Below are 18,360 nucleotides of genomic sequence, written 5' to 3' on the forward strand. Positions count from 1 at the left end.
TGACAAAGGTGCAGCTCATGATTGTTTCCGACACCCCAGGGGGCCCAGTGGCAACACAAAAAACCCGGAGAACGCCCTGTTCTCCGGGTTTTGCGTGCTTATTAGCTATAAAAGAAGTATCGAGCTTTCTGGGCGCTATGTCGGTTTCTACTTGTCCCGGAAACCGCGGTGCAGGGCGACGATGCCCGTCGACAGGTTGCGCCAGGCGACCCTGGACCAGCCCGCGTCCTGGAGGTCGCGGGCGAGGTCGGCCTGCTTGGGCCAGGCCATGATCGACTCCGACAGGTAGTCGTAGGACTCGCCCCGGCCGGACACCGCGCCCGCGATCTTGGGCAGGGCGGCCATCAGGTAGGTGGAGTAGAGCTTGTCCACGAACTCCACCGGGATGTGGCTGAACTCGCAGATGACCAGCCGGCCGCCGACCTTGGTCACCCGCAGCAGCTCCCGCAGTGCCTGGTCCACGTCGCTGACGTTGCGCAGGCCGAAGGAGATCGTGACCGCGTCGAAGGTCTCGTCGGCGAAGGGGAGGCTGAGGGCGTCGCCCGCCACGAAGGTCACGCCGCCGGTGGAGGCGCCGCCCCGGCGCTTGGCGCCCGTGGTGAGCATGCCCAGGGAGAAGTCGCACGCGATGACGCGCGCGCCCTTCTTCACGAAGGACTCCGAGGAGGTGCCGGTGCCCGCGGCGAGGTCGAGGACCAGCTCTCCGCTGTAGGCCTCGACGGCGTTGACGACGGCCTTCCGCCAGATCCTGTCCTGTCCCAGCGAGATGACGTCGTTGACGAGGTCGTAGTTTTCGGCGATGCCATCGAACATCGCCGCGACGTCCTGGGGCTTCTTGTCGAGCTTCGCGCGGGTCATGGCACAAGACTAAGGGTGCGCCCCGTGCGGCCGTACCGCTCCCCCGCCCCGCCCGCGCCGTGCCTCCCGCCGCCGCGCCCCGGCCCCTTCCGCCGGCCCCCGGCCCGGCGCCCGCGGCCCGGCTCCGTCAGCCGTCCGGCCGGATCCGCCCGAACCTCTCGGCCATGACCGGGCCGAGGTGCCCGACCAGGGCGTATCCGGGCTGCCCCGGCCACGGAAGGGAGTAGAGGAACGACGTGCCGATCACCACGTCCACCTCGGGGACCCCGCGCGCGCTCTGCTCCTCCAGGAAGCCGAGGACCCCCTCCCAGTCCAGGCCGTGGCTCCCGTCGGAGAGGAACGACGCGACCACCGCCCGGGTGACGTCCCAGAAGAAGACGTGGGGGAGCGGGCCGCCGTCGAGATCGACGTGGCACTCGTAGTCCTCCTCCAGCCAGGGGACCGCGGCCACGAGGTCGGTGACGAGCTTCTGCGACTCCTCGTCCACGAACAGTTTCCCGGTGTCGTCCATAGGTGAACCGTGCTCCGTCCGCGAGGGTCTCGGACGGAACACCCTGCCGTGGCCCGGCGGTGCGCGCCACCGATTATCCGGCGCGGGCGGGCCGTCGCGTCACGGCCGCGCGGCGGGGTCCCGGGGCCGGACCCCGGTATCGGCTCGGTGGAATTCGGCCGTACTTCCAAGCGCATTCCGGAAGGCCATTTCTGCCCCCGTCCGAGAGGCGGCGGGGAGAAGGACGTACCCGCGGGTAGGAATCCCCCGACCTCGCATCCTTTCCGGCGCCACCGGGGAGGACAAGGACGCGCGACGGGGATGATTCCCGAACCGCACGCGGCTAACGTGCGTCCTATCCCCCGGAGGAGGACTCCGGAGAAGGAGGGGTGGAAGTGAAGTTCGACGTGGTCGACCCGAGCGATGAACAGGCCATCCTCGACGAGGAGGCGGCCCCCGGCGAGCAGGGGGCCGAGGACGAGCCCCTGCCCCCGGGCGTCCATCCCCGGCTGGACCGGGCCGCCCGTCAGATGCACACCCGGATCAGCGCCGACCTCGGTACCCTCGGCGAGAGCCTGAACCGCCTGCACGCGCACATCGAGACCGCGCGGAGCCGCGAGACCGAGGACGCCCCGCAGGCCCCGCCGCCCACGAACTTCCGGGCGGGCGCCTTCTCGCGCCCCCCGTCCCCCTGATCCCCGTCCTGGTGAGGAGAACCCCGTGTCAGCCTGGAACATCCTGCCGTCCGAGGTCGGCGGCGTCCTGACCACCGTCGCCGGACACATCGGCGAGGAGGGCGGCAGCGAGGGCCTGGTCGGCTCCATGACCTCGACCGAGACCCTGCTCACGAGCATCAGCGGCGAGGCGAACAGCGCCCCCGTCAGCATGGCCCTGGGCGAGTTCGCCGAGCACAACTTCGGCCTCATGGGCGACATGGCCGGGGTGACGGTCAGCGCCGTCACCGGGGCCAGCGAGGCCACCACGCACTACGTCAACGGCAACCTGGAGATGGCGGCCGAGGCCCAGCAGAACGCCGGCGTGCTCCCGGAGCCGGAGCCCGAGCGTCCGGTGTACGGCCCCCACGTCCCCTAGGCGCCGCCGTACCCCCGGCCCCTGATCCCGGCCCTGTTCCATCTCCCCGGTTCCCTGCCCCGGAGACCCCTACCCCGACTCGCTCCGGATCCCAGATGGAGACGTCCACGTGACCGAGATGTGCACGCCCACCGGCGGCCTGATCAACCCCTCGATGTTCCCCGTTCCCACCGCCGACCCCGCCGAGCTGGAGACCCTGGCGGGGCAGCTCCGCACGGCCGGGACGACGGTGTCCGGGATCGGGGCCGACATCAAGAGCGCGTGGTCGGGCCTCTCCGGCTGCTACACCGCGCCCGAGTCCGGGACCCTGCTCGCGGCGGTCGACTCCGTCGCGACCGACGGGGACTCGGTGGAGACCTCGACGGGCAAGGCTGCCACGGCCCTGGAGACCTTCGCCGAGGCCGTGCGCGACATCAAGGGCAGGTGGGCGACCCTCACGACCGACTCGAACGCCTTCCTCAACTCCATCGACACCAGCAACGACGACTGGAAGCAGGCCGACGGCTTCTGGAACCGGCTCGTCGGCAACGAGAGCGACAAGGTCGGGGAGCACCAGGCCCTCCTCGACCGCGCCGACGCCCTGCGCCAGGAGTACGAGCAGGCGGAGCGGGACTGCGCGAACGCCATCAACGCCGACATCCCCGGCCGCACGAGCTTCGTCTCCGCGAACGCGGACGGCAGCCCGCCCGGGGCGAACGAGTACCAGCACGGGTTCGACGGGTACCTGGGCGACGTCGACATGGCGTGGGGCGGCTCCCAGGAGACCGACCACGGCTGGTGGGTGGACGCGGGGTCCGCGGTCAAGGACTTCGGGGTGGGCATCGCCGAGGACGTCGGCGGGTTCGTCGGCATCCACAACTCCGACGGCTGGTTCCAGGGCAGCTGGGGCGACAACCTGTGGGAGTACCACGAGGGCAACCTCCAGTCGGCGGCGTCGCTGGTGGGCATGTACGACGCCGAGAACGACAGCTGGGGCTTCCAGGGCTGGGAGCGCACCGGCGAGATCGCGGGCGGGGCGTGGAAGGACGCCGCGCACGCGGTGGTGCCGTGGGAGGAGTGGGGCGAGCGGCCCGGCTACGTGATCGGCACGGCCCTGCTCAACATCGGCGCGACGGTGGCCGGCGTGGCCCTGTCCGCCACCGGCGTGGGCGCGGTCGTGGGCGCGCCGCTCCTGGCGTGGCGCGGTTCGGCGATGCTCAACCGGATGGGCGGCGACGGCCCGAGCGTGAACACGCCGGACATACCGGAGTTCGACGTGAACAACCTCAACCTCGGCATCCCCGGCCGGTTCGGCGGCAACGGCTCGCCCACGTTCGACTTCGACATGAGCGACCTCGACACCGGCTCCTTCAGCCCGTCGCAGCTCGGCGAGATGCGGGCGGCGCTGGACCGGATCAACGGCGGCAGCACCGGCGGGACCGACCCCGTCCCGGACGGGACGCCGGACAACCGCCGGGTCACCCCGGTCAACAACAACGGCGACGACGGCGCGGACAACCCGTCCCGGAACCGCGACGCCACCGCGGACCAGCTCCAGGCCACGGACGACTTCCTGGACATCGTCAACAACCCGGAGAACGCCGACTTCGGACGCGAGGTCACCCAGCGCAACCAGGCCGAGATCGACGAGGTCGACCGCAACGCCAAGACCGGCCCGAACCGCGAGGGCTCGTGGGAGGGCAACGACATCGAGCCCGACCGGCCCGACCTGGAGAACGACCCGGCCCGGGTCCCGGTCACGCCGCGCGGCGACACGATGGAGGCCGACCGGCCCCGCGACACCTCGGCGGAGGACGTGTACCGGCTCACCGGCACGGGGCCGCAGGACTTCGACACGCGGGCGGACACGGGCAACGGCAACGAGATGCAGAACCGTACGCCCACGGTCACCAACAGCGTGGACAACGGCAACGGCACGCCGGGAAACGGGGAGACCGGCAACACCGGCAACACCGGGCCCGTCTCCAACGACTCGTCCGGCGGCGAGGGCGGCTCGGGCGGTGGCCGTCCCGGGATCCCCGGCTCTCCCGGCTTCCCGGGGGAAGGCGACGGAGGCTCGGGCGGCGGGTCCGACTCGGACGGCCCGGACGGCTCCCAGGGTGACGGTGACGGCGACGGGAGCGGCGACGGCGAGCGCCCGCCGAGCCCGACCACCCTGGAGGAGTTCCAGGAGCACACGTGGGGGGACAAGGACGATCCCGCCAATCAGCAGGCCTTCCGCGACGACCTGCGCAGGCTCCTCAACGAGGACCAGGACGGCCGCGCGTACAACGACTTCTACAAGGAGTACTACAAGGAGGGCAACGGCCACCGGAAGCACGCCGACACCACCATCGGCCCGGACGAGTGGCAGCTCCCGCGGATCAGCCGTGCGGACAGCAACAGCGACTGGGTCCCGATGGAGGCCGCCGAGCCGCCCCGGTTCCTCGGGGAGAAGACGGAGCTCCGCCTCGACGGTGACGATTTCAGGCGGACCGACCTGCCGCCCGAGGAGCTCGCACGGCGCAACCAGCTCAGGAGCGAACTGGGCGGCCTGGACCACCTCGCCCACGACAGGCGTGTCTCCATCAACGCCTCCATGCGGGCCAGGGACCACCTCGCGGCGATGGAGGAACTGCACGGCGAGTACAAGGACAAGGGTCCGAACCACCCCCTCGTCGAAGAGGCGAAGCAGAAGTACCGGGATGCGCAGAAGTACGCCACGGGCGTCGCCGAGGACTTCGGCGAGGAGACCGCCAGGATCGGCGCCCGGCACGAGTTCGACGGCAGCACGATCCGCGACGGGAACGGCGATCCGGTGATGCGGCACGTCGTCGACGAGGACGGCGACACCGTCTACGGAGACGACAACAAGCCCAAGCTGACGGAGCTGCGGCCGAACCTGGACGGCGCCGAGGAGATCAGCCCTTCGCCGTTCGCGCCGAAGAACGGCAACGACCAGTTCGACCAGGTCTACCGCACCGTGGACGGCGACATCGTCATCGTCGAGGCCAAGAGCAGTACCAAGACCGAGCTCGGGGAACGCAACGTCACCCCTGCGGGCGGGGACCCGAGGCGGGTGAGCCAGGGGACGCGCGCGTACCTGGAGGACATTCTCAGGGTGATGCACGAACGTGGCGGTCAGGCGGGCAACGCCGCAGAACGCCGCCTCGCCGAGGAGATCCTGGACAAGCTGGACCAGGGCCGGGTGACCTACGCGGTGTTCAAGGGCGACCCTGTCGACGTCTACCGCCAGGGTCCCGACGGCCGGCCCGTCACGGATGCGGACGGCAGGAGGGAATGGACCGGTGATTCCCGTGCCAACGGCTACGATCACCAGATCTTCGACCTCTCCAACAAGGAGGCTTCATGACCGCTCACGTCTCCCGGCACGAGATGAACCACGGGATCGACGAGGAGGAGATCGCCTACCAGGTGAAGCGCCGGGCGAAGATGGTCCAGAAGACGGTCCGGAACGCCGCGAACATCGGACTGTGGCTGGGTCCTGTGCTCCAGACCGCGGAGGAATCCCTCCTGGTGGATCCTCCGGCCCGCGATCTGGAGACCTGGGAGGCCTGGACCGTCGCGATGCAGTTCCACACCGCGGTCTTCGCCCTCTCCGAGGCCGAGAAGGGCAGCACGGTCGAATACCTGATCGACCAACAGGTCCGCACCCTGGAGTCCCCGGGCCTGATCCACACCGCCAACGTCGGCACCTGGCAGACCGCGTTCTTCCTCGCGGTCACCTGCCGCGCCAACACCCACGCCGAAGCCCTGTGCCGCATCCCCACCGAACGCCTGCGCCGGGCGGGGGAGGCCGGGGGCATCACCCACAACGAGTTCAGCTTCCACTGGACCGCCGCGCTACAGGCCTACGTCAACGGCACCGACGACCTGGCGGCCGAACTCCGCCGGGCCATGGAGCTCTCCGACCCGCGCCGGGGCGCGTTCGGCGGCGAATACCTGGACCTGGTCACCTTCCCCCAGATGGACGTCTTCCGCCTGCTGCTCATGGGGGACGCGGCGGCCTTCAACCAGGCACTCGCCGAGGCACTGGAATCCTTCAAGCGCTACCAGACGCGCGAGGACGCGCCCGCAGGCGTCCACGGCGTCGTCCCCCTGGGGCTCCTGGCCATCGCCTGCCTGGCCCACGACAAGGCCCAGATCGATCCGGACTTCTCCCTCGACGTGGAATCGGAATACCTGCCCGAACACCTCGTGAAACGATCCTGGTACGGCGAGTTCCCCGTCTGACCCAGGAGGCCGTACGCGGTGGGCCACCTCGTCGAGCACACTCGGTCGAACAACGGCCGGAGGTGCCCGGACCAGGGGAGGACCGGTAACGAGGGGGCCGAGGAACACCGCGACCTCAACGACGACAACGACGCTTCCCCGGGCGCTCCCCAGAACCCCGAATTCCGTGCGGAGAATTCCGACGGGAACGGCGGGCACCTCATCGAAACGCAGTTCTTCGAAGCTGGCGAGCGCCTGAACCCGGCGCCCATGCCGGAGAACCTGAACCAGTCGAAATCGGCGACGGACACGCACAGGGACAACTACTACAAGCTTGAGGAGGAATGGGCTCGGCTGACCCAGAAAGACCCTGCCACCGGACTTCCTAAAGCACAGGTCATCGCTAGGATCAGGGTCGAGTACGCAGCCGACATGACAGCTCCGAACAGGATTCGGGCAGACCACTCGATCAACGGGGTGTCACAGAAACCGGTCCGGATCTCCAATATCCCGGAAATGAACTGAGGAAAAGGAATCCATGGCCACGCAGGCACTCGCACCCGAAGAGCAGCAGGAGATCCTCCGCAGGATCGGAGGCATTCTTCTGGGCCTCGCCCCTGACGGCTGGACGGAGATCCGGTGCCACTACAGCGGGCTGGTCGGGATCTCCACGATTCACACGGAGGCCGCCGTCGGGGACGGCGCGGTCCACAGGATCGACCCGCCCGACTCGGTGTGGGACGAGATGGACAGGCTCCGGCCCGGCATGTACAGCGAGGGCAAGGGGACCTGGTTCTCCGCGGTCTACACCATCGAGCGCCCGGCCCGTTTCCACGTCACCTATGACTACGACAACCCGCCGGAGTTCGACGTGCCGCCCTCCGACGGCTCGTTCGTGCTCGAACAGCGGCACTTCCCCAGGTCCGAGGAGAACATCCCCGAGTGGATGCGGGAGAGGATCCGCAGCGCCGGCGAGATGTCCGAGTAGGCGGGTACGGGCGCCGTCCCGGAACCCCGCGACGGGGTCCGGGCCGCCTCGGAGCGCCGGCGGCTCCGACTCTCGACGCCCCCGCCTCCGGAGGCCCCGGAGCGCGGGGACGGCGTCCCTTTCTGGCCGGATCAGGCCACCCCGGGCGCGAACACCCAGGTGCCCGCCTCCCGGACGCCGGCCCGCCGAGATCCCCGGAACCACGGGTATGCGCTCTCCATCTGACAGTGCGGAGGGTGAGCAGCCCCGGATTCCGGGAGAGAGGAGGGCCCCACGTGTCCAGCTGGAACATCCAACCCGCCGAGGTCGGCGGGGTCCTGACCACCGTCGCCGGCCACCTGGGCGAGGAGGGCGGCGGCGACGGCCTGGTCGGCCACATCACCAAGGTCGGCGAGTACGTGGCCCTCTGCATGGAGGAGGCGAACAGCGGCCCCGTCAACACTGCCCTCGCCGAGGTCGGCGAGTACCACTTCGGCCATATGGGCGACATGGTCGCCCTGACCGTCAGCGCGGTCCAAGGAGCCTACGAGGCCACCATGGCCTACATCGAGGGCGACCTGGAGATGGCCGCCCAGCACCAGGCCGCCGCGGGCGAGATCCCCGAACCTGTGAACCCCGGCTCGGACATCGCGGCGGTCTGACCCTCCCCGCTCCTGCCTCACCGGGCCGCACCCCGCTCAAGACGACTCGTGCCCCCCGCCCCGGGCTCCCCCCCATCAGCCCTGCCTGGACGGAGTCACAGCAGTGAGCGAAGACAGCATGACCGTCGGCGGCGTGATCAGCCCGGACAAGTTCCCGGTCCCCACCCTCATGCCTGCCCGGCTGGAGTACCGGGCGGGGAGGCTCAGGGCGAACGCGGCCCTCGTGGCCGAGGCGGGCCACGACATCAAGGGCTCGTGGGCGGGCCTGAGCGCCGTTTACACGGCCCCGGAGGCCGAAACCCTGTTCGCGGTCGTCGACCCCGTCGCCGTCGACGGCGACGGGGTCTCGGTCGGGATGGACCGGGCCGCCACAGCACTGGAGGTCTTCGCCGAGGAGGTCCGCGGCATCAAGGAGCGCTGGGCGACCCTGACCTCGGACACCGACGCGTTCCTCGCGAGCATCGAGGGGGACGACGACTGGCGCAAGGCCGACGCCTTCTCCGGCGAGTGGTGGTCCGGGGACGAGAGCCCGAAGGTCGCGGAGCACCAGGCCCTGCTGGACCGGGCCGACGCGCTGCGCCTGGAGTACGAGGCCGCGGAGGTCGAGTGCGCCAACGCGGTCAACGCCGGTCTCCCCGTCCGGACGAACTTCGTCCACGCCGACTCCGGGACCGAGCCCGCCGTGCGCCAGTACGAGCACGGGTACAACGAGTACCTCGGTGACATGGACATGCCGTGGGGCGGGTCGATGGAGACCGACCACGCCTGGTTCGTCGACGTGGGGCACTCGGTCTCGGACTTCGCCGTGGGGGCCGTCGAGGACCTGGGCGGGCGGTTCGGAGCCCACAGCTCCGAGGGCTGGTTCGAGATGAACATGGGCGACGCCCTGGTGGAGTACCACGGGACGAACCTCACGAACCTCGGCGCCATGGCCGGCCTGTACGACCCCGCGACCGGTGAGTGGGGCGAGGTCGGCTGGGAGACCTTCGGGAACACGTGGACGGAGGTGGCGCACTCGGTCGTCCCGTGGCGGGAGTGGGACGACCGCCCGGGGTACGTGATCGGCACGGCCGCGCTGAACATCGGATCGGTGGTGGCGGGCGTCGCGCTCACGGCGACCGGCCTGGGGGCTGTGGTCGGTGTCCCGCTCCTGCTGTGGCGGGGTTCGGCCATGATCAACAAGGTCGACCTGCCGGACATGGCCGACGCGGACGGGGCCGGGAACGGCGTCGACGCGGACCCGCGGTTCAACCTCCCGTACTTCGGCGGTGCCGGGTCCACGCCGGCGGGCCTCCACCTCGACCTTCCGGGGCTCGGCTCCCTGAGCCCGTCCGAGATGGCGGAGCTCCAGGGCGCGCTGCACCGGCTGGAGCACTGGAGCCCCGAGAGGACCGGCGACAGCGACGACCCGACCGACCCCACCGCCCAGGACCTCGCCGACGGCATGACCGTCGAGGACGTGCTCAACCCGGCGTCGGCGGAGTCGACCCGCCTGCGGGACGAGTACGGGGACGACTTCGGCGCGCTCGACCCGGACGGGAACGGCGGCAGCGGCGGCACGGGCGACGGGAGCGACAGCGGCGACGGCAGCAGGGTGCCCGCCCTGGTCGGCCCGCGCTCCGACGCGGAGGAGGGCGCGGGGACCCCCGACACGTCGCCGGACTGGACGATCGACCTCACCGGAGGCAGCTTCGACCCCTCCGGGGACAGGACCGGAGGAGAGGGCGCGGCCCTCGGCGACCGCGGTCCCACCGTGAACGACAGCGTCGGCGACGGCGGCGGCACCGCCGACTCGCCGTTCCCCGACGGCGGCGGCTCCGTCCACCACACCGACGGGCCAGGGTTCTCCCCGGACGGCCACGGCGGCTCCGATCAGAACGGCGACGGCGTCTACGATCCTCCACCCGGCATCGACGCGGGAGACCCCGCGGACCACTACCCGGGCGAGATGGGTCCCGACGGCATCCGGAGGTTCGACGACAACGGGGAGGAGTACGCCCGGCGGGTGCTGGACGACCCGGACCTCAACCCGCACACCTTCGACAGCCTCCCGCCGGAGCAGCGGCGGGCCGTCTACGACTACACGGTCAACTCGTGGCTGAACAACGTCGCGCGGGCGGACACCGTCCAGGCCGGTCTGGACACCCTGCGGCGGAACGCGAACGACTGGAACTCCTATGACCCCGCCAACAGCACGATGCGCGGCTGGTCCCTGTACGAGTTGAACGACCTGTCCCGGCCCGACCTGGGCGATCTGCACGGTCTGTGGCGCAGGGCGGCCGACGGGGAGATCCCGCTGACGGACCTCCAGCGGGGGATCATGGAGGACGTCTTCCGGTCGCCCGATCCCTACGGCCGTCTCAGCCTCTGGCTGAGCGAAGCGGGCCTCCCCGGCCGTATCGCGGAGCAGTACGGCGGCACGTTCCCCGACGCGGACGCGGTCCGCCCCCGAATGGGCGACCTGGACTCCGCGCTGGAGCGCCCCCTTCCCGAGGGCGTCGAGGCGGTCCGCGGCCTGCACGGCATCGACCACCTCGCGGGGTTCGACCCCGCCGACCCCCAGTCGATCGTGGGCACGATCCAGTCCGACGCGGGCTACATGTCCACGGCGCTGGGCCGGGATCCGATCGTCGTGGACGGCAGGCCGTTCGCGTACACCGTGCACCTGGACGTGCCCGAGGGGGCCCACGGGTTGTGGGTGGGCGGCAACAGCGCCTATCCCGGGCAGCGTGAAATCATCTTCCCCCGGGAGACGCGGTACGAGATCGTCAGCGTCCGCGTCGAGGCAGGCACGACCTTCATCAACGCCCGTATCCTCCCGCCCACGAAGTGAGGGACACAACCATGACGCCGAACACGAACCGGTCGGGTGCGTCCTACGCCACGGAGGCCCGGGGCCCCGTCCGCCACTACCCCCTGGTCCTCGAAGGCCGGACGGTCGGCCACCTGTGGGCCGCTGTCGAAGAGGGCGAGGACGCGGCCGGTACCGTCATGGTCCTCACCGCGCTCGACACGGAACCCCGGATCGGCGCCGCGTCCTTCTGGGGGAAGCGGCTGGAACAGGCTTGCGGCGCGGGCCTGACCCCGCTGGAAGCTCTGGAGCGCTTGCGGAAGGAGCGGGAGGACCCCGTCGGGGGAGGCGTCCCGGTGGGGGCCCGTCCCGAGGAGGCCCCGTCCAAGGATGCCCTCGTGGCGTGGGCGAACCCCGGCTACACGCCGTCCGCCGGCCCCGAAGGGCTGGGCGGTCCGCCCCGGCCCTCGCAGCTGCCCCGCCACCCCGGACCCGAGCTGGTGACCAGGCAGGTCCTCAAGAGCTACCCCCGCCGCACCGACCAACCGGTGCGCTACCTCCCCGTCCGCCTCGGCTCCGGGACCGTCGGGCTGCTGTGGGCCTCGGTGACCGGTGACGCCGCGGGTTTCGTCCGCAACCTGGACGCGCAGCCGGCGAGCAGCTTCGCGGAGGTGTGGTGGCTGGAGGAGTTCGTGAGGCTCCACGAGCGCGGGTTGGGGCCGCTGGAGGCGATCCGGGAGCACGTCGGCGCGCCGGAGAACCCGGTGGGCGGTCGGCTGGACCCTGCCGACGAGGAGCGCACGGCCGCGAGCACGGCCGCGTTGGAGGAGATCGCGCGGGGATGACCCCTGCCGCACCGGAACTTCCGTGAACCGGACGGGAGGAGTGCGGATCGTAACCGGCGAACAGGAAGCACCGGCCCGCCCCGGGCCGCGTCCGCCGACACCAGGGAGTGGCAGCATGGCCGAGGTCCGGTTGGAGATGGGTGGGCACCCGCTGTCCCCGGAGACGCGCCGACGCTTCCCCTGGGCGCGGAGGCAGCCCCCGTACACCCGCGCCGAGCTCAACCAGGTCGTGGCGGAGGCCGAGGCCGTGAAGCGGGAGTGGCTGTCCGCCCGCGCCGAGCTCAGCGGGCTGGTGCCGCGCCTGGAGGAGTCCGAGCGGGCCGCGCGGGCGTCGGCCCCGGACTCCCGGGGGACGGCCGGGGAGGTCGCGGGCTTCCTCGCCCGGGGCAGGACGCTGCTCGCGGCGGGGGACGACCCCGAGCGGCTGGCCGGGTACGCCGACGCGGGCAGGAGGTCCCCCGGTGAGCTGATCCGGCTCCTGGTGCGGGGCGTCCGGCCCGCGGACATGAGGGCGCTCAACGCCGTCGGGCGTATGCGTGCGGGCACCGAGACCCTGCGCACGTCGCTCACCCGCATGCGCGTCCTGTGCGACCGGGTCGGGCGGGCCGGGGTCCGCTGGCCGGGAGGGTGGACCGCGGCCGGGCCCTCGGCGTCGGACGCCCCGTCCGGCGCCGTGCGCAAGGTCCTCGCGGACCGGCCGGTCACGCGCGCCGCCGTCGGAGGCCGGGCGCGTGCCGCCGTCCCCGCGGCCCCCTCCCCCCGTGGAATCGTCCCGTCGAGCGGCGTCGGGGAGCACCGGGTGGCCCGGTCCCGCTGACCGCCCCGCCTCCCCCGACGCGGGTCCGGCTCGGCCGGTCCGGCGCGGTGACGCGTCGGCGCGGATCGGCCTCCCCGGGTGCGCGGGAGTCCCGCGACGGGACCGTGCGCGGACCAGCGGGTCGGGCAGGAGGCGTTTCTGGGGCGCGACCGTCCCACCGCGACTACCCTTGGTCACTCATTGACGCATTCGAGTGACCGACCGTGGAGAGACATGCGCCTGCGCACCCTTCTGGCCGCCACCGCCCTCACCGCCGCCGCGCTGGCGGCCGGCGCCGGCACGGCCGTCGCCGACGAGCCCCTCGACCAGGCCTGTGCGGCCGTGGGCGGGGTGCTCGACCACCCCCTCTCCCCCGTCTCGCTCAACACCACCACGAGCCTGCCCGTGGACTGCCTCGTGGCGCCGTAGCCGGACCAGCCCGCGCACAGCGGCCGATCGACCGTCCCCGCCGTCCCCGCCCCCGCGGGGGTCGGCGGGCGTTCACCCCTCGGCGTCCAGTACCGCCATGAGCCGGGCGATCGTGGCCGCCTCCTCCCGCGCCCCGATCTCCAGGGCCCGGCCGTGGACCTGCCGCAGGGTGGAGACGACCTCCTCCAGCGGCGGCACCGGGACGGCCATCTGCTCGACCAGGGTCCTCGGGTAGCGCCGGTGCCCCCCGAGGGTGCGGAGCGACATGAGCCGCCCCTCCCCCTCCCACCGGATGAGGGTCTTGGGGTCCACGCCGAGGATGCGCGAGGCCTCACGCGGGGACAGCAGCCTCTCCACCGGTCGCGCGGGAACGTCTGGCGCGGGGTTCCCCGGGGCTCGCTCCGCCACCGGCCTCCCCGGCCCTTGTCGCGTCGTCACGGGCGGCTCCTCAGATCCGGGCCTGCGGCCGGTCCAGCTCGAACCACACGGTGGTGCGGTTCCGGTCGTGGAAGGTCCCCCACCGGGCCGCCTGGACGTGCACGAGGCGGAGCCCGAGACCGCCCTCCCTCTCCAGGTCGAGGGTGCGCACGTGCGGGGTGGAGCCGGCCTCGCCGCGCGGCCCCTGGTCGATGACCTTCAGCTGGACGCGGTCGGGGAACCGGTGGACGGTCACGGTCACGTGCCCTCCCTCGTCCCCGCTGCGCGAGTGGGTGATGGCGTTGTTGAAGAGCTCGCTGACCAGGTACTGGGCGGTGTCGGCGGTCGCGGGCGGCAGGACCGTGGCGATGCGCCTGCGCAGGACGGCGGCCTGTTCGGGGCGTCCGGCGACGGCCAGGGCGTGGCAGTCGGGAACCCCGCACGTGCGGTCGAGCACCATCGGCGCGCGGTCGTCGGGGTCCGTGACCCGGCGGGGCAGGGGCTCGGAGCCGCCGGTGTCGGGCTCGCGGTTCGGCACAATGCGGATGGCTGGTCGCACCTGTATTCCCTCCCTGGGTCGGCCACTACGCGCGTGGCCCGTGGCACCACCCTGGGGCCGCCCGTGGGCGGGTTCCAGCGAAATCACCGAACGGTCACACTTAGTCGTTACAGGCTCTATCGGGTCGTGTCCTGGTCTTGCATGGGTCGTAGTGGCGATAACCCGGAAATGGGAGTCGTAGTGAGCCTCAAGGCCAACCCCAGGCGCAAGACCCTGGGCAGGAAGATCGCGGCGGCACGGAGCCAGGCCGGAATGACGCAGGGACAGGTGGCCAAGGCGCTGAAGGTCGTCCAGTCCACGGTGTCCGCGTGGGAGAAGGGCCGACGCAGGCTGCCTTCGGACCGGGCGGAAGAACTCGATGCGCTCTTCGATTGCGGCGGTGCGATAAATCGGGCCTGGAACGCGGCGAACGAGCCCGACGCACTACCGCCCTGGTACACGGAGGTCGGGCAGCTGGAGCGGGAGGCGACCGAGCTCCGGGAGTACCAACCGGTGATCTTCCCTGGACTGATCCAGTGCGAGAACTATGCCAGGGGACTGTTGGCCGACACGGTTCCGTGGTTCTCACCGAAGGAGATCGACCAAATGGTTTCCCTGAGGATGGCTCGGCAGGAGGTTCTGGAGCGGCAGGAAAACCGTCCTTTGGTGTCGATCGTCGTGGAGGAGCCGGTGCTCCGCCGAACTGTCCAGGGGGGCGGTCCCATCCTTCGGGAACAGCTGGCATGCGTCATCGGGTTGATCGAGAGGAGCGAAATCCGCTTCCAGGTCATACCGAGCGACGCGGAATGCCACCCTGGTGGTTCAGGACCTTTCCGGCTCTACACCTTCCCCGACAAACCCGTGGTCGCCTCAGCTGAACACATGGAAGGCGAGCAGCTCATGGATGGCATGATGCAGGTGCAACACTGCGCGACGCTCTTCGGCGTTCTCCAGGCCGAGGCCCTGTCGCCCCGTGCGAGCCGGGAACTCATCAGGAAGGTCAAGGAAGAACTCGATGACGAAGCGTGAGACCCACTGGCACAAGAGCAGCTACAGCGGTGGCTCAGGAAGCTGCGTCGAGGTCGCGGAGGGGAAGGCCGTTCTGGTGCGCGACACCCAGAACCGCGCTCTCGGCCACATCGACTACACCGCCGAAGCGTGGGCATCATTCCTGCGCGGGGTGACCACCCACCGCGCCTGAGCCGACGAGGCAGAGGAGCCACCGTGAACGCCTGGCACAAGAGCACCCACAGCGGCGCATCGGGCAGCTGTGTCGAGGTCGCCGAAGGAGAGTCTGTCCTGGTGCGTGACACCGACAACCGACCCCTCGGCCACATCGACTACACCCCCGAGGCCTGGGCGGCGTTCCTCAGCTCCACGACCTCCCTTATCCCCTGATCCCGGACATAACGACGGCCGACCAGCCCGCTGGTCGGCCGTTTTCTCAACTTCCCCCGCCTTACTTTCCAGTACCTCCCCCATCCCACCCCCCGACCCCCTACTCTCTGTCTCGAAAAGCCAACTGCATCAAATGACCCCGCAACGGCTGAACACCGTTCGGGGTCGTGGCCAGCAACTCACCCCTTAGACACAAGGAATTGCCAGCATGCGCCAGTTTAGCGCTGCGGCCCTGACCCCTGCCTTTCGGCTGGTCACGGCCCTGTTCATCGCCCCTCGCGGACGCCACGCCTCCCCCGGGCGGCTGCGTCGCCGCCGGTCCACCCGGGTCCGCCGCTACGCGCCCGTCCCGGTCCCGGCCCCGGTCACCACTCCTGACACCGCCACGGCCGCCGCTCCGATCCCGCAGACGCCTCCCCGCCCGGCACAGGATCTGGCTCCCCCGCGCCACACCTCCGAGGCCGAGGACGTCGCCCTCGTCCGTCCCTACTACGAGGCCCACGAGCGCGAAAGCGAGCGCGAACGGGCACTGCTCCGCGTCCAGGCCGAGGCCAGCGCCCGCCTCCACGGCTGGGTCCCCCGGCCCCGCGCTTCCGGCGACCTCCTCGCCGCCCCGTCCCCGATGCCCCTCTCGGCGTTCGGCCCGGTCCCCGCCGCCAGGACCGCGGCCCCGGAGAACTGGGACGATCTGGCCGCCGCCACCCACGGGTGGGGCGGCCGGAGGGCCCGTCAGGGGGTCCCGGCATGAGGCCCCACGTCTTCTGGGAGCACCGCGTCTACCCCGGGCACCTGTCCGGGCTGGGCGGGGTCCGCGCGGACCTCGCCGCCGACCTGGCCGGGTTCGACCCGGACACGGTGGACACGCTCACCCTCGTCACCAGCGAACTCTTCGCCAACTGCTGCAAGTACACCGACTCCGGCCGCGAGGGCGGCGAAGTCCTGCGCGCGCTGTCCATGCCCGACCCGGGCACCCTGCGCGTGGGCCTGTCCGACTTCGGCGGGGGCGGCGGCGTCCCCGCCGTCCCCCGCGAGCGGACCGCCGACGAGTGGGATGGGGCCGAGGGGCAGCGCGGCCTGCTCATGGTCGAGAACCTGGCCTCCGCGTGGGGCCACCACCGGCTCGCGCCCTGGGCCGACCTGGGCACCCACGTGTGGGCGACGCTGCCCGTCGACCCGGCCGGGGTCCCGCCGGGCCTGCGCCCCTACGTGTTCACCCGCTGAACCGCCCCGGGGAGTCCCCGTCCCGCCCGCCGCGACGGGGACTCCCGTGCCCGCACCGCCCGAAACCCCTCCCACGACCGGGATCCCGAGGACCGAAAGTCTTCTTGCAGCTTTTAGGAGTACACTTATTATAAGTGAACTACTAAAAAATGCGGAGGCATCGTTGCTGGTCAAACCGTTGGACGTGTTCGACCGCGACTGGGAGTGGGAACAGCTCGTACGGTTCACCACCAGTGACCGGCCAGGAGCTACCCTCGGCGTGGTCTCCGGCCGCCGCCGCCAGGGGAAGACCTATCTGTTGGAAGCCCTCTGCGAAGCCACTGGAGGATTCTTCTTCGCCGCCACCGAAGCACTGCCCCGGGCCGAGGCCCTGCGGCAGTTGGGCGAGGCCGTCGCGGAGTTCCAGGGCCAACCTGGCTCCGTGCGCTACGACGACTGGGCGCAGGCCATCGACGGTCTGCTCTCCCTCAGTTCCGAAAAAGCGATCCCGGTGGTCCTGGACGAGTTTCCCTATATGGTCCGCGACGCGCCGGAGCTGCCCTCCACGATCCAACGCGCACTGTCCCCGCGCCGACCGCAACGGCGCGACTCCCGGGCACGCCTCCTGCTGTGCGGCTCCTCGATGACATTCATGGGCAGGCTCCTCACCGGTTCCGCCCCCCTACGGGGCCGCTCTTCGCTGGAACTCGTGGTGCGGACCTTCGACTTCCGCCTCGCCCGCCGGTTCTGGGGCGTCGAGGACCACCACCTGGCAGCACTGCTGTACTTCGTCGTCGGCGGAACTCCTGCCTATCGCGGTGAGTATCTGCCGGACGTCCGTGTAGAGGACTTCGACGCGTTCGTCGTGGACCACGTCCTCAGCCCCGCCAGCCCCCTTTTCCGCGAGGTACGCGCGCTGCTCGCCGAAGACCCGTCCCTGAGCGAGACCGGGCTCTACCACACCGTTCTGGCGGCCGTCGCCGAGGGCAACACCACCCGTGGCGGCATCGCGAGCCGCATGGAGCGCAAGGCCACCGACATCTCCCACCACCTCACGGTGCTGGAGGACTCCGGGCTGCTGCGCCACGAGCCGGACGCCTTCCGCTCCAACCGCAGTCAATACCAGATCGTCGAACCGCTGGTGCGCTTCCACCACGCCATCATGCGACCGCACTGGACCCAGCTGGAACGTGCGCGACCGGGCCGGGCCGTGCGGATCTGGGAGCAGAGGAAGCCCACCTTTCTGGGCCAGGTGGCCGGACCGACGTTCGAGCGCATGTGCCGTCTCTGGGCCCAGGACTTCGCAGGGCCGGGCACCCTGGGCGGCGAGCCCTCCGACGTGCGCACCGGGGTCGTCTACGACAGTGCCCGTCGGGTCGGCCACGAGGTCGACGTGGTCGTGTCCGGAGACGAGGGGGGCCTGCTCGCGATCGGTGAGGCCAAGTGGGGGGAGACGATGGACTCCCACCACCTGGCCAGGCTCGCACACATCGCTGACCTGCTGGATGGCAGGGGACAGCGCCCGGGCAAGCTCCTGCTGTTCAGCGGAGGCGGGTTCACCGCCGAGCTACATGGTGCCGCCGACTCCGATCCGCGTGTGGAACTCGTGGATCTACAGCGCCTCTACGAAGGGGAGTGACGCCGGCCGGGGTCCCGCCGGGCCTG

21 protein-coding genes are annotated in these 18,360 nt (G+C 71.0%); 17 read left to right on the forward strand and 4 right to left on the reverse strand.

Annotation, left to right across the window (positions count from 1 at the left end):
* Positions 1-147: 147 nt before the first annotated feature.
* Together ACFQBR_RS13600 and ACFQBR_RS13605 are read right to left on the reverse strand one after the other, a co-directional pair.
* Positions 148-858: a demethylmenaquinone methyltransferase gene (locus ACFQBR_RS13600; RefSeq protein WP_267946794.1), complete on the reverse strand. Its 711-nt coding sequence runs from the start codon at positions 856-858 to the stop codon at positions 148-150.
* 127 nt (positions 859-985) lie between these two features.
* Positions 986-1,369, reverse strand: coding sequence for a hypothetical protein (locus ACFQBR_RS13605; protein WP_267946795.1), 384 nt, complete (start codon positions 1,367-1,369; stop codon positions 986-988).
* Between the two features lie 374 nt (positions 1,370-1,743).
* Between ACFQBR_RS13605 and ACFQBR_RS13610 the strand changes: the two genes are divergently transcribed.
* The 11 genes from ACFQBR_RS13610 to ACFQBR_RS13660 all read left to right on the forward strand — a co-directional run bounded on the left by ACFQBR_RS13610 (position 1,744) and on the right by ACFQBR_RS13660 (position 13,142).
* A complete protein-coding gene (locus tag ACFQBR_RS13610; RefSeq protein ID WP_267946796.1) occupies positions 1,744-2,043 on the forward strand; it encodes a hypothetical protein in 300 nt (99 codons plus the stop codon).
* Positions 2,044-2,068: 25 nt separating this feature from the next.
* The gene (locus tag ACFQBR_RS13615; RefSeq protein ID WP_267946797.1) at positions 2,069-2,440 is read left to right on the forward strand and encodes a DUF6507 family protein; all 372 of its coding nucleotides are present in this window, start codon (positions 2,069-2,071) and stop codon (positions 2,438-2,440) included.
* A gap of 118 nt (positions 2,441-2,558) precedes the next feature.
* Positions 2,559-5,792, forward strand: coding sequence for a hypothetical protein (locus ACFQBR_RS13620; RefSeq protein WP_344177238.1), 3,234 nt, complete (start codon positions 2,559-2,561; stop codon positions 5,790-5,792).
* On the forward strand, positions 5,789-6,673 hold the full coding sequence (locus tag ACFQBR_RS13625; protein WP_344177186.1) for an immunity 49 family protein: 885 nt from the start codon (positions 5,789-5,791) through the stop codon (positions 6,671-6,673). Before ACFQBR_RS13620 ends, ACFQBR_RS13625 begins: the two co-directional genes overlap by 4 nt.
* An 18-nt stretch (positions 6,674-6,691) precedes the next feature.
* Positions 6,692-7,177 carry a DNA/RNA non-specific endonuclease gene (locus ACFQBR_RS13630; protein WP_344177184.1) on the forward strand — a complete coding sequence of 162 codons (486 nt, stop codon included), beginning with the start codon at positions 6,692-6,694 and terminating at the stop codon, positions 7,175-7,177.
* Positions 7,178-7,190: 13 nt separating this feature from the next.
* Positions 7,191-7,640 (forward strand): hypothetical protein, encoded by a 450-nt coding sequence (locus ACFQBR_RS13635; RefSeq protein WP_344177182.1) that lies wholly within the window; start codon positions 7,191-7,193, stop codon positions 7,638-7,640.
* Positions 7,641-7,915: 275 nt separating this feature from the next.
* Positions 7,916-8,281, forward strand: a complete 366-nt coding sequence (locus tag ACFQBR_RS13640) for a DUF6507 family protein (protein ID WP_344177180.1) — start codon at positions 7,916-7,918, stop codon at positions 8,279-8,281.
* Positions 8,282-8,384: 103 nt separating this feature from the next.
* The gene (locus ACFQBR_RS13645) at positions 8,385-11,114 is read left to right on the forward strand and encodes an ADP-ribosyltransferase (RefSeq protein ID WP_344177178.1); all 2,730 of its coding nucleotides are present in this window, start codon (positions 8,385-8,387) and stop codon (positions 11,112-11,114) included.
* Positions 11,115-11,125: 11 nt separating this feature from the next.
* On the forward strand, positions 11,126-11,917 hold the full coding sequence (locus tag ACFQBR_RS13650) for a hypothetical protein (RefSeq protein WP_344177176.1): 792 nt from the start codon (positions 11,126-11,128) through the stop codon (positions 11,915-11,917).
* Between the two features lie 115 nt (positions 11,918-12,032).
* The gene (locus ACFQBR_RS13655; RefSeq protein WP_344177173.1) at positions 12,033-12,734 is read left to right on the forward strand and encodes a hypothetical protein; all 702 of its coding nucleotides are present in this window, start codon (positions 12,033-12,035) and stop codon (positions 12,732-12,734) included.
* Positions 12,735-12,947: 213 nt separating this feature from the next.
* A complete protein-coding gene (locus ACFQBR_RS13660) occupies positions 12,948-13,142 on the forward strand; it encodes a hypothetical protein (RefSeq protein ID WP_344177171.1) in 195 nt (64 codons plus the stop codon).
* Between the two features lie 72 nt (positions 13,143-13,214).
* Here ACFQBR_RS13660 and ACFQBR_RS13665 read toward each other — a convergent pair whose 3' ends face one another.
* Positions 13,215-13,580, reverse strand: a complete 366-nt coding sequence (locus tag ACFQBR_RS13665) for a MerR family DNA-binding transcriptional regulator (protein ID WP_378553502.1) — start codon at positions 13,578-13,580, stop codon at positions 13,215-13,217.
* A 10-nt stretch (positions 13,581-13,590) separates the two neighbouring features.
* Positions 13,591-14,118 (reverse strand): ATP-binding protein, encoded by a 528-nt coding sequence (locus tag ACFQBR_RS13670; RefSeq protein WP_344177169.1) that lies wholly within the window; start codon positions 14,116-14,118, stop codon positions 13,591-13,593.
* A 180-nt stretch (positions 14,119-14,298) separates the two neighbouring features.
* Between ACFQBR_RS13670 and ACFQBR_RS13675 the strand changes: the two genes are divergently transcribed.
* The 6 genes from ACFQBR_RS13675 (at position 14,299) to ACFQBR_RS13700 (ending at position 18,334) form a co-directional block, all read left to right on the forward strand.
* The gene (locus ACFQBR_RS13675; protein ID WP_344177167.1) at positions 14,299-15,126 is read left to right on the forward strand and encodes a helix-turn-helix domain-containing protein; all 828 of its coding nucleotides are present in this window, start codon (positions 14,299-14,301) and stop codon (positions 15,124-15,126) included.
* Positions 15,113-15,298, forward strand: a complete 186-nt coding sequence (locus tag ACFQBR_RS13680; RefSeq protein ID WP_344177165.1) for a DUF397 domain-containing protein — start codon at positions 15,113-15,115, stop codon at positions 15,296-15,298. The genes ACFQBR_RS13675 and ACFQBR_RS13680 overlap by 14 nt, the downstream gene beginning before the upstream one ends.
* 23 nt (positions 15,299-15,321) lie before the next feature.
* Positions 15,322-15,495 carry a DUF397 domain-containing protein gene (locus ACFQBR_RS13685; protein ID WP_344177163.1) on the forward strand — a complete coding sequence of 58 codons (174 nt, stop codon included), beginning with the start codon at positions 15,322-15,324 and terminating at the stop codon, positions 15,493-15,495.
* Between the two features lie 208 nt (positions 15,496-15,703).
* Positions 15,704-16,243: a hypothetical protein gene (locus ACFQBR_RS13690; RefSeq protein WP_344177161.1), complete on the forward strand. Its 540-nt coding sequence runs from the start codon at positions 15,704-15,706 to the stop codon at positions 16,241-16,243.
* Positions 16,240-16,716 carry an ATP-binding protein gene (locus ACFQBR_RS13695; protein ID WP_344177159.1) on the forward strand — a complete coding sequence of 159 codons (477 nt, stop codon included), beginning with the start codon at positions 16,240-16,242 and terminating at the stop codon, positions 16,714-16,716. Before ACFQBR_RS13690 ends, ACFQBR_RS13695 begins: the two co-directional genes overlap by 4 nt.
* A 163-nt stretch (positions 16,717-16,879) precedes the next feature.
* Positions 16,880-18,334 (forward strand): AAA family ATPase, encoded by a 1,455-nt coding sequence (locus tag ACFQBR_RS13700; RefSeq protein ID WP_344177157.1) that lies wholly within the window; start codon positions 16,880-16,882, stop codon positions 18,332-18,334.
* Positions 18,335-18,360: the final 26 nt, after the last annotated feature.

This window comes from Nocardiopsis tropica (assembly GCF_042660575.1).
Classification (GTDB): Bacteria; Actinomycetota; Actinomycetes; order Streptosporangiales; family Streptosporangiaceae; genus Nocardiopsis; species Nocardiopsis tropica.

Excerpts from the sequence above, each read along its gene's own strand:
- ACFQBR_RS13600 (WP_267946794.1), bottom strand. The coding sequence starts at position 858 with ATGACCCGCGCGAAGCTCGACAAGAAGCCCCAGGACGTCGCGGCGATG.
- ACFQBR_RS13605 (WP_267946795.1), bottom strand. The coding sequence starts at position 1,369 with ATGGACGACACCGGGAAACTGTTCGTGGACGAGGAGTCGCAGAAGCTC.
- ACFQBR_RS13620 (WP_344177238.1), top strand. The coding sequence starts at position 2,559 with ATGTGCACGCCCACCGGCGGCCTGATCAACCCCTCGATGTTCCCCGTT.
- ACFQBR_RS13625 (WP_344177186.1), top strand. The coding sequence starts at position 5,789 with ATGACCGCTCACGTCTCCCGGCACGAGATGAACCACGGGATCGACGAG.
- ACFQBR_RS13635 (WP_344177182.1), top strand. The coding sequence starts at position 7,191 with ATGGCCACGCAGGCACTCGCACCCGAAGAGCAGCAGGAGATCCTCCGC.
- ACFQBR_RS13650 (WP_344177176.1), top strand. The coding sequence starts at position 11,126 with ATGACGCCGAACACGAACCGGTCGGGTGCGTCCTACGCCACGGAGGCC.
- ACFQBR_RS13655 (WP_344177173.1), top strand. The coding sequence starts at position 12,033 with ATGGCCGAGGTCCGGTTGGAGATGGGTGGGCACCCGCTGTCCCCGGAG.
- ACFQBR_RS13660 (WP_344177171.1), top strand. The coding sequence starts at position 12,948 with ATGCGCCTGCGCACCCTTCTGGCCGCCACCGCCCTCACCGCCGCCGCG.
- ACFQBR_RS13680 (WP_344177165.1), top strand. The coding sequence starts at position 15,113 with ATGACGAAGCGTGAGACCCACTGGCACAAGAGCAGCTACAGCGGTGGC.
- ACFQBR_RS13690 (WP_344177161.1), top strand. The coding sequence starts at position 15,704 with ATGCGCCAGTTTAGCGCTGCGGCCCTGACCCCTGCCTTTCGGCTGGTC.
- ACFQBR_RS13695 (WP_344177159.1), top strand. The coding sequence starts at position 16,240 with ATGAGGCCCCACGTCTTCTGGGAGCACCGCGTCTACCCCGGGCACCTG.